Annotated in this window: 9 protein-coding genes; 4 read left to right on the top strand and 5 right to left on the bottom strand. The window is 41.6% G+C overall.

The window, feature by feature from the left end; genetic code table 11:
• Nucleotides 1-92: 92 nt before the first annotated feature.
• From H6G86_RS21975 to H6G86_RS21985, 3 genes are all read right to left on the bottom strand, one after another.
• Nucleotides 93-995, bottom strand: a complete 903-nt coding sequence (locus H6G86_RS21975; protein WP_114083845.1) for an undecaprenyl-diphosphate phosphatase — start codon at nucleotides 993-995, stop codon at nucleotides 93-95.
• Nucleotides 996-1723: 728 nt separating this feature from the next.
• Nucleotides 1724-2404, bottom strand: coding sequence for a dethiobiotin synthase (gene bioD / locus H6G86_RS21980; protein WP_190936085.1), 681 nt, complete (start codon nucleotides 2402-2404; stop codon nucleotides 1724-1726).
• On the bottom strand, nucleotides 2404-4140 hold the full coding sequence (locus H6G86_RS21985) for a serine/threonine-protein kinase (protein ID WP_190936086.1): 1737 nt from the start codon (nucleotides 4138-4140) through the stop codon (nucleotides 2404-2406). Before H6G86_RS21985 ends, bioD begins: the two co-directional genes overlap by 1 nt.
• Before the next feature lie 905 nt (nucleotides 4141-5045).
• On the opposite strand from H6G86_RS21985, the gene H6G86_RS21990 reads away from it, so the two are divergent.
• The 3 genes from H6G86_RS21990 to H6G86_RS22000 all read left to right on the top strand — a co-directional run bounded on the left by H6G86_RS21990 (nucleotide 5046) and on the right by H6G86_RS22000 (nucleotide 7732).
• Complete coding sequence (locus H6G86_RS21990; RefSeq protein ID WP_190936087.1) at nucleotides 5046-6062, top strand: ribose-phosphate pyrophosphokinase; 1017 nt, start codon at nucleotides 5046-5048, stop codon at nucleotides 6060-6062.
• Nucleotides 6063-6433: 371 nt separating this feature from the next.
• Complete coding sequence (locus H6G86_RS21995; RefSeq protein WP_190936088.1) at nucleotides 6434-7129, top strand: Uma2 family endonuclease; 696 nt, start codon at nucleotides 6434-6436, stop codon at nucleotides 7127-7129.
• Nucleotides 7130-7396: 267 nt separating this feature from the next.
• A complete protein-coding gene (locus H6G86_RS22000) occupies nucleotides 7397-7732 on the top strand; it encodes a hypothetical protein (RefSeq protein WP_190936089.1) in 336 nt (111 codons plus the stop codon).
• Here the strand turns inward: H6G86_RS22000 and H6G86_RS22005 are convergent.
• The gene (locus H6G86_RS22005) at nucleotides 7706-11341 is read right to left on the bottom strand and encodes a response regulator (RefSeq protein WP_190936090.1); all 3636 of its coding nucleotides are present in this window, start codon (nucleotides 11339-11341) and stop codon (nucleotides 7706-7708) included. The two genes, H6G86_RS22000 and H6G86_RS22005, sit on opposite strands and share 27 nt — an antisense overlap.
• Nucleotides 11342-11710: 369 nt before the next feature.
• On the opposite strand from H6G86_RS22005, the gene H6G86_RS22010 reads away from it, so the two are divergent.
• Nucleotides 11711-11869 carry a hypothetical protein gene (locus H6G86_RS22010; protein ID WP_242064918.1) on the top strand — a complete coding sequence of 53 codons (159 nt, stop codon included), beginning with the start codon at nucleotides 11711-11713 and terminating at the stop codon, nucleotides 11867-11869.
• Between the two features lie 469 nt (nucleotides 11870-12338).
• Here H6G86_RS22010 and H6G86_RS22015 read toward each other — a convergent pair whose 3' ends face one another.
• Nucleotides 12339-13232, bottom strand: coding sequence for a hypothetical protein (locus H6G86_RS22015; RefSeq protein ID WP_190936091.1), 894 nt, complete (start codon nucleotides 13230-13232; stop codon nucleotides 12339-12341).
• Nucleotides 13233-13282: the final 50 nt, after the last annotated feature.

Raw genomic sequence — 13282 nt, forward strand, 5'->3', positions numbered from 1 at the left:
GACAAGCTAGTTGAAGTACAGCTAACTTAGTCTATCGTAGGAAACGGCGAAGAATCATCATCAGAATCTTCTTAACCAGTTACCAGTTAAAATCAATTCTGTAACCAACCAGCCATCACAGCAACAATCAAAAATAAACCCATCGCCAAACGGTAGAAAACAAAAATCAAGGTGCTGTGTTTTTCCAGGTAGCGCAGAAGTCCCCAAATTGCAGCAAAAGCGGAAATGCTAGCCGAGATTAAGCCTACCAACAAAGTCAACCAACCAGCCGTACTCAACCCTGCTTTCGTAAGAGTATGGAGTTCTACGGCACCTGCCAAAATCACGGCTGGTAAGCCCAACAAAAAAGAAAATCGGGCTGATGTCTCCCGTTCCATACCCAAAAATAACCCAGCCGTGAGGGTGGAACCGGAGCGAGAAACGCCAGGAATCAGGGCAAAAGCTTGAGCAACTCCTACCCAAATGCCATCCCAGAGGTTGAGGTTGTCAAAAGTGCGATCGCGTCCTCCACGTTTTTCGGCGATCGCTAGCAATCCTGACATAATAATTGAAGCTGCACCGATAACTACTAACCCTCGCATCGGTGAGTTGCAAGCGTTCAGAATTGGTTTGAGTAGCACACCAGCCACGGCAATGGGCAAGGTTCCGATCAATAAGCCCAACATCAGTTGCAAAGAACTAGATTGATAATCTTGTCCGCTAATTGCTCTAACTGTCTCTCCGGTTAATTTTTTTAAGTCTTGCCAAAAATAGACTAAAACAGCAGTCAAGCTAGCTAACTGCATTGCTGCTGAAAAAGCAGATCCTGGATCTTTCAGTCCCAGTAGAGTTGGTACTATCCGCAAATGAGCAGTACTGCTAATTGGTAGTAGTTCTGTAATTCCCTGAACGATGCCTAAAATAATCACGTCAATCCAGCTAAGGTTAGCAAAGTCTAGATTCACTTCACTACCGTTGCCACAGACTGCACTCGCCACCACAAAAGAAAGCATCATGATATCAGGCGTAAATAATTTACTTTTAATCAAACACCGACAAAGTAACTTATGTTAGTGACGCTTCTGTGACTAAGACATGGCACTTGGATGACATCTAAATCAATACTTGTCGGGTTTTGGGGAAAAGGGGAAGGTGGGGTCCCCTCTGGGGATAAGGGGCAGGGGAAAGGGAAAAGAAAAAACATTTAACCTTTCCCCTTTAACCTTTTCCCCAAACCCAATTCCGAGTTAAAAATGCTTTACCCGAGCAGTATTGACATCTAAATGCAAATACAAAATATCGTCTGTTCGCGCAGCGTATCGTTATACTAATCCTGTATGAAGATGCGCTAAACCATATTTAAGTACAAGAAAGAAGAAAGAAAAACGAACCGCAAAGGACGCAAAGGACACAAAGGAAGAAAGAAGTTAAAAGGGTTTGGCGCAGCCTCATAAAGAAATGGTATTAGGCAACAAATATTATTTGGTTATTCTAAAAACGTTTTTAACTAGTCATATTTCGCCCAGACGAAATCTGCTAATGAAGTGTTATTTTAGTCCCAAAAATTAAAAAAGGCAGGTAAATCCTGCCTTGTGTGTCACCAAAGTTAGGTTAATTTCGTCTTTTCTTACCATTGCACGTCTTATTGACAAAGCCATTACCGAGTTATGTCAAAACTGTGACTGCATCAGTTGTAAAAAGTGATTGGACTTCGCTAGTTTTTCTTCAATGACCACTCCCCAATTTAAAGTGTCAGTGTTTCCCAATCTAAATCTGATGCTATTTGAGCAAGTTTATCTAAATCAGTCAGATTATCTAAATAGGGTAAGCAACCTAAAACTGGCATGTTAGTAAGTGATTGAATTAATTGCTGTGGTGTCCAGTCAGCTATTTCTGCATCTGTTCGAGGTTGTACGCAGTTCAGAATAATGCCTTTGAGATTAACGCGCGATTGCCTAGCTAATGCAACGTTTGCCACTGCTTGAGCGATCGCACCCAATCTAACTGGTACCACCAATACCGTTGGTAAACGCCATTCTCCCGCTAAATCAGCTACCGTTAACTCGTCAGTTACTGGCGAACCTAAACCTCCCAAGGCTTCTACAAGCACAAAATCACGTTGCGATCGCAACTTAGACAAAGCTTGCCAAACTATTGCTAAATCTACTTGGCGATTTTCTCGTGCGGCGGCGATGGGAGGGGCTAAAGGTGCTTCAAAGTATAACGGTGTAATTTCCTCTGAGGATTGTTCTAGCGCAAATAGCTTTTGATACCACTCGCGATCGCCAATCCCCGATTGAATCGGTTTCATGATTCCCCAGCTACGCTGCGGATAATATTTTTGCCAATAGGCTGCTAAGGCTGTTGTTAAAACAGTTTTACCAGCTTCGGTATCAGTCCCAGTAATCAGTAGTGTGTTTAACATTAATTTCTTTGGCCAGAAAATGGTTGTGTTTCATTAACTGGCGGCAAGGTTGGCGTTTCACCAGTGGTCGGAGTTGGAATCGGTATCTCTGTGGGAATTGGGAAGGGTGTTTCTGTGGGAATTGGGAGGGGTGTCTCTGTAGGAATGGGAATCGGTGTCTCTGTGGGAATTGGGAGGGGTGTCTCTGTAGGAATTGGGAAGGGTGTTTCTGTGGGAATGGGAATCGGTGTCTCTGTGGGAATTGGTTTGACTGGTTTTTCTAATGAAACATTGAGGTTGTAATTGCTTTCGGCAACCCCCGAAGCCAGTGTTAACTCAATAGTATGTCTACCAGTAACTAGCAATATGCCTTCATAAGCTGTTATTGGCTGGGTATTCTGAGCAAGTGGTTGTTCATTGGGACTTAAAACTGTGAGCAATACGCTGCTTGTTGGGTCAATCAACGCAGTTAACTTGTCACCTTTCTGCCCAAAAAAAGTATACCGGATGATTTGATTTGTTTTGAGAGTATCTGTAACTGTGGCTGTGTTATTTGCTCCCAGATTGAGCCGCCTAGAAATAGGTTGTTCAGTGGTGGGTGTGGGTGTGGCTGTGAATGTAGTACCACCAGAAATAACTGGTGAAGGGAAATTTTGTGGAAGCGTTTCAGTTGATGATGGTTTCGACTGACTGCGGATGGAACTTACCAGTGCCCAAGAACCAAATCCGGCGACAAAAACTACACCAGTGGCAATTGCCGCGATCGCTAACGGATTATCCAAGACTGAACTCGTGGAACTTGGTGGAATTACAGGATCGGGTTGTTTCTTCGGCGAAGCTGGTGGTGGTACTGAGTCAGGACGGCGGCTAACAGCCATTGTCTGCAAATTAGACGCATTCAGAGGAGGAAGACTGACTTGTTCTAAAGGTTGTAGTGCTTGAGATACACTAGCAGCACTCTGATAGCGATCGCTCGGTATATGATTCAACATCCGATTCAAAACTTGAGCAAATCGCGGACTCACTTTTACCCATCGCTGCCAATTCCAAGTTAGTTGGTTTTCGTCAAATAAATCTTTTGGTTCTTTACCAGTCAGCAAAACAACCGCGCTTACCGCTAATGCGTACAAGTCACTGCTAGGGTAAGCTCCCCCTGTTTGCATTTGTTCACTCGGAGAGTAGCCTAATTTTCCCACAGTGGTTTCGGGCATAGCGCTCTCTGGCGATCGCAAACGTGTTGCTAGTTCCTTTACCACCCCAAAGTCAATTAACACAGGTTTAGCGTCACTATCTCGCAAAATAATGTTTTCTGGCGAGATATCTCGGTGAATGATCCCTCGACTGTGAATATGCTCTAAAACAGGCAACAACAACTGTATCAGCTGCAATACTTCAGCCTCTGTGAAGGTTTTACCAACAGCTTGACGTTCAGCCAGCATAGCTCGGTAAGTTTGACCTGCAACATAGTCCTCCACCAAAAATAAGCGTTGGTCTTGCTCAAATCTTTCCCGAAATTTGGGGACTTGTGGATGTTCGATTTGATATAAAATGGCAGCCTCTCGGTGAAAAAGCTCCTTTGCCTTTTCCCAAGCCGCAGCCTCCGTTGCTGTTGAAATCAATTCCTTGATCGCGCACAGTTCGTTAAATCGCCTCTGATCTTCTGCCAGATAGGTTCTACCAAATCCTCCTTGTCCGAGAATTTGAATTATGCGGTAACGGTTTTGCAAGACAGTGCCAACTGTAATGGGTGGTTGCATGAGCGATTGATTGAGTGTAGGAGCAACTGAGGAGGAAGTCACCCACTAAGATTAAGTCTGAGAGGCGACACAGTTACATGCAGCGATATTCTACCTTACCTAATGGGTATACCCCCAGTTAGGAGTATACGCAAAGTCTCGTTTCAAGTGTCTTATGCAACTTTAGGAACTGTCCACGATATAGGGTGCAGGTGGTCACTGAGCGTAGTCGAAGTGGAGCAGGGGGCAGGGGGCAGGAGGAGTAAAGAGAAGATTTGAGGAATTTTTCTAGTGAAATAGCCATGAATAGACTTATTTCTTTCTCTTCCCCTGCCTACCCTGTTACCCATCTCACTGTTAGAGCATTGCTCCCCAGAAGATCACTGGGGGAAGAAGAACAAAAATTAGCGCAGCTTGTCGCTGTCAGCCTTGCACGAAAACCACACCTATGAGAGTTTGTTTAAATACAATTATTCTGGAATTTTATTGTGTGAATTAAAACTTAAAATTAAATCTGCCAGTTTACTTATTTATTGCTAGTATCGTAGAATATAATAGGATACAACTTAAACACTTAGTTCCAAATGCTCCTTGTCTAAGAACAACCTTCAATACCACTTAAAGTTATAAATACTTTACTGTCAGTAATAAATGATGTATTTAGAAGAAGCAATCTAGTACACCAATCTTTGATAGCTTGAGGTTATTTGTCTCAACTCAAAAATTTGAATTATACATCTCCTGGACGGACTTGATATCAGTTAAGCTATCAATGGTTTGCTTCCAAAGAAAATTAGACAGTTAGCGAATGATAATTTTATGGAGAAATGCTTAAATTTTGTATGGAAGCTTTAATAAAACTCACAGATGTTTTTTTTAGGCTATTTCTCAGTTAAATCTATTAAATCTCTAATGATAATATTGCTATGAATTCAAATAGAGGATCTGCTGTTCTTAGTTCTGCAACTTTCAAAGTGCAAGCATCTTCAACAGGAATGACTGATAATCATCGCTTGCGGCTGTTTTCGGGCTCTGCCAATTTACAGCTGTCTCAAGAAGTCGCTCGTTATGTCGGGATGGACTTGGGCCCAATGATTCGCAAAAGATTTGCGGATGGAGAACTTTACGTTCAAATCCAAGAATCAATTCGGGGTTGTGATGTCTATTTAATTCAGCCATGCTGTCAACCTGTGAACGATCATTTGATGGAATTATTGATTATGGTTGATGCCTGTCGTCGAGCTTCGGCGCGACAGGTGACGGCAGTAATTCCCTACTATGGCTATGCTCGTGCCGATCGCAAAACGGCAGGACGAGAGTCTATCACTGCCAAGCTGGTTGCTAACTTGATCACCGAAGCAGGTGCCAACCGCGTTCTAGCAATGGATTTACACTCGGCGCAAATTCAAGGCTATTTTGATATTCCTTTTGACCATGTTTACGGTTCTCCAGTATTGCTGGATTATCTAGCAAGCAAGCAATTGCCCGACCTTGTGGTTGTTTCCCCCGATGTTGGCGGTGTAGCACGAGCCAGAGCATTTGCCAAAAAACTAAATGATGCTCCCCTGGCGATTATTGACAAGCGTCGTCAGGCACATAATGTTGCAGAAGTGTTAAATATCATCGGCGATGTTAAAGGCAAAACGGCAGTGTTGGTGGATGACATGATTGACACTGGCGGCACGATCGCAGAAGGAGCGCGATTACTGCGTGAAGAAGGAGCGCGTCAGGTATACGCCTGTGCAACTCATGCGGTATTTTCCCCACCAGCGGTGGAGCGATTATCCAGTGGTTTGTTTGAGGAAGTTATTGTCACTAATACGATCCCCATACCAGAAAACAATCGTTTTCCTCAACTAGTAGTGTTGTCAGTAGCTAATCTCTTAGGAGAAACTATCTGGCGGATTCATGAAGATACTTCAGTTAGTAGTATGTTCCGCTAAACTGTCATTCGTTTTACAGGCATAAATTACCCACGCTGACCCCTTGATTGGGTGCAGTGTGGGCTTTTGTTTGATTTGATGAAGAAGGTGAAAGGGGAAAGGGGAAAGGGGAAAGGGAACCAGGAACTTAAAAGCACGGGTTTCAAATAAAGACACTGATTTTTATTGCACTACGTGTCTGGTAAAATCTTCTTTTTTTGTTCTCCATATTTAAAAACAGGGGCTTTGTACCTTGTGGGGAAAAGTTCTTTATTCCTGCCCTTTCCCCCTTTCCCCTTCCCCTTTTCCCCTTCTTGGTAAAATGGATGCAGCACTGCCAAATTAGAATAGTTTGATTCAGTTTGGACAATTTGGGCAAAGAGGACAAAGGGATGGTTGCAACTCCTAAAAAAGTGATTTCAGTTTTACCTCTGGAAAATGGCGATCGCTTATCTCGCTGCGAATTTGAGCGTCGCTATCAGGCAATGCCGCATTTAAGAAAAGCTGAACTGGTTGAAGGAGTTGTGTATATCATGGCATCGCCACTCAGAATTAAAAGTCATGGGGAACCACATGGAAACCTGATCGGGTGGTTGTGGAACTATAAAACGGCAACGCCTGGCCTTGTTCTGGGAATTGAACCTACAGTGCGTTTAGATCCGGATAATGAACCACAGCCTGATGCGGTACTATTCATTCCGGGCAGACAGGCATTGATTAGTGAGGATGATTATATCCAAGGCGCACCTGAACTGGTGATAGAAGTGGCAGCAAGCAGTGCAGCTATCGATTTACATGATAAAAAACGCACCTATCGGCGGAATGGAGTACAGGAGTATATTGTCTGGCGAACATTAGATAATCAGTTGGATTGGTTTAAACTGCAAGCGGACGAGTATGTTTCGCTACCAACCGATGAGCAGGGAATTATTCGTAGTCAGGTGTTTCCAGGGTTGTGGTTGTCGACACCTGCTTTGCTGTCAGGAGAAATGACAACGGTGTTATCTGTGTTACAAACAGGTTTAGCTGCCACTGAACATCAAGAATTTATGCAAAAGTTGAATGATAATAACGGAAATAGGGAATAGATATGTACTGAGTTTTTTCAAAAATCAAATAAAAGTCTTATATGTTCCTTACGAAGTTATAGAAAAGCTTTGTTGCACGAATCAGGAAAATGATGAAGACGAAAGCTAATGTACTTATGCAAGGGTGTCAGGTGAAGTAGCGCAACTGCCTAATACTGAGAAAGGAATTGATGATTGGATGGTGGCTGGTGGCAAGCTGGTTTTCAAAAAACTCTTTCTCTCTCTGCCCCTACGAGGCTTTCCTCCTTGTCATAAGAAGTTAAAAACATGAAAGCTAAAAAAGTTAAAATTAAGACTAGACCTGGGATCACTGATGAGCTTATTCATGATTATCTTACGCAGTTCGGTTTAATAGAAAATTATTATATCTGGGGTACAGCTAAATTAAATAGTGGGATAATATACTGTTTATCTTATGACAAGAAAATTGTCACATTTTTAGTTGAAGACGATCAACTTAATGGAATATACATAAGGTATCTTGAAAAAATGGGAGTTCCTGTTTTTGAGGATTCTTTAGAATGTAATGAGTATGGAAAAGCCCTCTTGGAAAAGGCTAATAAAAAAGATGACTCCTTACCGATACAGCCAAACGCGGAGTAGTGAAAGTAGTTGCTCAGTATCTACAGGTTTGGTAATGTAGTCAGAGGCTCCAGCTTCAATGCACTTTTCGCGATCGCCTGGCATAGCTTTAGCAGTTAAAGCAATTATTGGTAGTGAGCGAAACTGTTGTTGCTGGCGGATAGCGCGGGTGGTTTCGTAACCATCCATTTCTGGCATCATAATATCCATCAATACTATATTGATGTCGGGATTAGTTTGCAGTCTCTCTATGCCATCTCTGCCATTTTCAGCAAACAGCACTTGCATTTGATAGCTTTCTAAGAAGCTGGTCAGGGCAAAAATATTCCGCAGGTCATCATCTACAATCAAAATTTTCCGATTAGCTAGCACTGGGTCATTTTGATGTAGTTGCTCTAGCATTTGACGCTTTGGTGTGGGCAAATTTGCTTGCACTCGATGCAAAAACAGGGCCGTTTCGTCTAATAAACGCTCTGGCGATCGCACATTTTTAATGATAATTGTCTCTGCTAATCCCCGCAGTTGGGTTTCTTCTTGGCGGCTGAGTTCTTTGCCGGTATAAACGATAATTGGTAGTTTCAACAGCCTGGGTTCTTGCTTGATTTGCTCAATTAGTGCAAACCCGCTCATATCGGGCAGACCAAGATCCAGTACCATACAGTCAAAGTGCTGCGATCGCAAAATCAACAGCGCTTCTGCTCCCGTACCCACTGCTGTACTCTGGACATCACCATTACCAATCAATTCGATAATACTTTGGGCTTGTACGGGATCGTCTTCTACGATGAGGAGATTTCTTACCTGACGCTCAATAAAACCTTTAATATCAGTCAATACCTGAGTTAGCGCTTCTGGAGAAACAGGTTTTTGTAAGTAAGTAATTGCTCCTAGCTGTAATCCCCGTTGCTGTCTTTCATCTACGGAAAGTATATGTACTGGTATATGCCTAGTATCTGGCTTATGCTTTAGACGATCCAGCACCGTCCAACCATCCATTTCTGGCATATAAATATCTAGCATAATTGCATCGGGCTTAAACTGTTGCGCGAGTGCTAGACCTTGTTTGCTCTGTAAGGCAACTATGGCCTTAAAGCCCTGCTCACGAGCCATATCTAATAAGATGCGGGCAAATTTATCATCATCCTCGATAATTAGCAAAATGCGATCGCCCGGTTGAATTATTTCCCGGTCATCTGGAATTTCGTGGGGAGAGGTGGTAAGTACTTTTGTGCTTGGAGAAGTGTCCACAGTTGTGGGTCTGTTTTCTACCAAAGGCAGTTCTTTTATAGTCGATGCTGGGCGGATAGTGATTGGTTGAGGGGGTGTAAAAGTACTTTGACTATTCTTTTCTTGTCGTCTGGGTAGGTAGAGAGTGAAGATGCTTCCCTGCCCTGGTTCGCTGACTATTTCAATTCTCCCTCCCAACAGTTGAGCCAATTCGCGGCTGATGGACAAACCCAAGCCAGTGCCGCCATACTTGCGGCTGGTTGTGCCATCTGCCTGCTGAAATGCCTCGAAAATAATCTTCTGCTTCTCGGCTGGAATGCCTATACCCGTATCGCTAACTGCAAAAGCAATCATCGGATTATCAATTTCGGCTGCGTCAGAATACATACTAATTTCTAACTTCACGCCTCCCCGTTCAGTAAACTTAAAGGCGTTAGCTAGGAGATTTTTCAGCACTTGTTGCAGACGTTTGGAATCGTTATAAATTGTTGGGGGTAACTTATTATCCAGTTCAATAGTAAAACTGAGTTCTTTATTGTGGGCTACTTGCCGGAAAGTCTGTTCTAGAGATGTCGCCAAATCTGCAAAAGCAATTTGCTCAATATCGAGCGACATCGTACCCGACTCAATTTTTGCTAAATCTAGAATGTCATTGATCAATTCCAGCAAATCAGTGCCAGCCGAGTAAATAGTTCGGCTGTACTCTACCTGTTTATCGGTCAAGTTGTTAAGAGAATTATCTGCTAACAGTCTGGCTAAAATTAACAAGCTATTTAAGGGTGTCCGTAATTCGTGGGACATATTCGCCAGAAATTCCGATTTATATTTGGAAGACAAAGCCAGTTGTTCAGCTTTTTCTTCCAAAGACTTCCTCGCCCGCTCAACTTCCTGGTTCTTGCGAGCAACTTCCCGATTTTGAACTTCTAACAGTTCTGCCTTTTCTTCTAACTCCTCATTTAGTTGCTGTAATTCTTCGTTAGACTGCTTGACAAGAAATTGTGATTCCTCCAACTCGTGCGCCTGTTCTTCTAAACGTTGATTGCTCTGTTGTAGTTCTTCTTGCTGAGTTTGCAGTTCTTCTGTCAAAGCAACAGACTCTTCAAGTAGTTGCTGGGTTTGCAATTGTGAGGCGATATTATTTAAAAATACACCCAGATTTTCACTCAATTGCTCTAAAAATGTCAGATGCAGATGGCTGAAAGACCCAAAAGAGGCAAGTTCAATCACGGCACTCACCTGCGTCTCAAAGACTATAGGCAAAACAATAATATTTAGCGGTGGTGATTCTCCCAAGCCGGAACTGATGCGGATATAGTCACTAGGAACTTCTGTGAGGAGGATTCTTTGTTTTTCTAGGGCGCATTGTCCCACCAATCCTTCGCCCAAGCGAAACTGATTTGCTAAGTTTTTTCGTTCTTTGTAAGCATAACTACTCAACAACTTCAGTACTGGCTGATCGTCTATAGAGGCCATTGCATAAAAAACGCCCTGTGATGCCCCAACCAGTGGCGCTAAATTCGACAATATCAAGCTAGACGCAGCTTCCAGATTTCGCTGCCCTTGGAGCATCTGGGTAAATTCAGCTAAGTTAGACTTTAACCAGTTTTGCTCTTCATTTTTTTGAGTTGTATTTCGCAGATTAACGATCATCTGGTTGAAGGTGCGCGTCAACACGCCAATTTCATCGTAGCGATCGCTATCTGGTAAACTTACCGATAAATCTCCATCCGCCACTTTTTCTGCCAAACCAGAAACTTGCTTTAGAGGTGCTGAGATATGTCTGGTTAAGGCAAATCCGATTAAACCTAAGATTAAAGAAAATAAAGGAATACTATAAATAATACTGGCGATCGTTTGCCGGGCAGCTGCTCTTGCTCTCTCAGAGCGCTGTTTCAGCAGTGCATTCTCCTCAGTTTTCATCGCCTGAATAACTTTCTGAATCTGATCCATCAGCTGCTTACCCTGGTCTGTCAAGATAGCTTTCTGGGAAGCTTCTAAACCCTGGCTTTGCCGTAGCTCAATGACATCTTTCATTACAGCCATTCTTTGAGTTAGCAGTGGCTGCAAAGTATCAAGTCGATTTTGTTGGTTGGGATTATCTGCTGTTAACTTTTGAAGTTCCTTAACTTTTTGATTCAGTAATTCAATTGCAGCGTTATAAGGTTCTAAATAGCGCTGTTCGCCCGTAATAATGTAACCGCGTTGACCAGTTTCAGCATTTGTCAGTTGCAGATTCAGGTCTTCAAGCTGACTTAGCACCTGGTAGGTATGGGTTTCTTTGCGCGAAGTTTCAATTAGATCGTTCGTGCTTTGGTAGGAGATTAGACCAATGGTGGTCAGAGTTGCCAAACTCAAGGCAAAACTTACTCCAATCTTGGTTCCAATCTTCAAACGGTTAAACATTATTCCAGGCAGGTATTTAAACTATTTCTGTTTTTCAGACTATTTCGATTATGTTCTAACTATCTAAACTAAATGTATGATGTTTGGTTGATCTGGGATATGCCTAGTTTTTGGCACGCTAAATATTATCACTTCCATCCTATATATATATATATATTTACAAATGTAAGGTTATTTTAAATAAATCTCTAAATAAATAATTTTTTCTAACATTTTTATATTTTAACAAGTCTGAAATTTGCAAATAGCATAACCTCTTTCAAAAGAAGCAACCACTTTTTTGACAATTTAATCTTGCGGTGGATATTTAAACAGTTGTTCTTAGATTATAAATTTAACATCTGACTTTACAAAAACGGGGTGATTCTTATGATCACAGTAATTGACATAGCAAAACCCAAATTCTACAAAGGGCAAAAGGTAGAATTTATTGGTGGATTGGGAACCATAAGAGAATGTCATCCTAACTCTGGAAACTGGTCATATCTTGTAGGAATGGAAATGGGATTCAGAACCGAAAATGGGTAGGATTGGTTATGAGACGACTATTTTACTATTTGAAACAGATATTATTTTACTCTAAGGCTAACCTCTTGTTGTCGCTTAGATTTAATTTGACATCATCTTTTTATCAAAAACCCTTGGAGGAGATTAAATAACTTCACAAGATTTTAATATTCTATAGTTGAAAGTTAAACTATTTTAGGAATAGACAAAAATCTTGAATAGTACAATTAAGCAGATGGGATGCAGAAAATTAACTTCATTTTCTATAAACGCTAAACATAGTAGTTTTGGCGGCTGGATAAAATGCCATTACTATTGTACACCACTATTAAGAACAACCTTAACCTTAGTTATCGTAAGCAATTTTATGCTAGAAAATTAGGGTTTTAAAAGACAATATCTACTTACGTAAACTATTTCATCTATATAAAAAAATATACTTTTCCTATAAATTTCACGTTATTGAGTTTAACTAGAAGTTAGTAATACTCTAGCGATCGCTTCTAGCCAAATCAAGTTCAGATGGGCTATGTATACTAAAATCTTGGATATTGTTACTTTCTAAAATCGCTCTTGCACCTGCTATGTAGATGTCAGTGCCTTTTATGACTACTAGATAATTTCCACCTGCGACCTGATGTTCATAATATCTGGCGAGATCGTTAGGAATTCCTAAAGTGGGGTAAATATCTTGAGAACTGCTGATATTCATGTCAAGAATATCACTTATTTTGCTGGTAATTTTAGCAATTATTGATACTTGACTCATCGGAAAACCAGCAGTTCTCAGTTCAGTAAGCGCTCTTTCTAGATTATGGTACTTAGAAAAAATACCAATAGCGTGCTTATAACGGCTATTTGGGGTGGAGTATGGCTCATAAACACCCGAATGTTGAAGATCGCGGCGATTAAAAATCCTCTTAGCTAGACGAATTTCTATGTCTATGCCGGTTATCATCAGCAAATGATAACCTTTACAGACCAGATCACTGTAACCCGCTGCTTGCTCTTTAGGAATTCCTAAACTTACCAATACATCCGGTAAACAACTTGCTAGATTGCTAGCGATCGCTATTGCTTGTGCGCCGGCTACCATGACTTGGCCTACACCAGGAACTACCCAGAAGACTAGACCAGCTAATAAGTCATTCAAATCGCCTAAAGCACTACCAGTAAAAGCTCGATCGGTGTCTTCTGAGGATGTATTGCTAGTGCTATCTTTAACTTCAACACCAGCAATATCACTTTGTTCTTCTGCATTTCGTGCAATTACAGAAACTTTGTGCATTGGAAAATTAGAAGCTTTTAGTTCCTGAAGTGCCAATTGTGCGTCGGAACATTTAGCGAAAACTACTATAGTTTTTCGCTCTTTTTCTAATGTCATTTTATCGGTTTATTGCAGTTAGAAGTGATTCCCAAGATTATTAGTTAATT

Source organism: Nostoc sp. FACHB-133, assembly GCF_014698055.1.
GTDB lineage: Bacteria > Cyanobacteriota > Cyanobacteriia > Cyanobacteriales > Nostocaceae > Nostoc.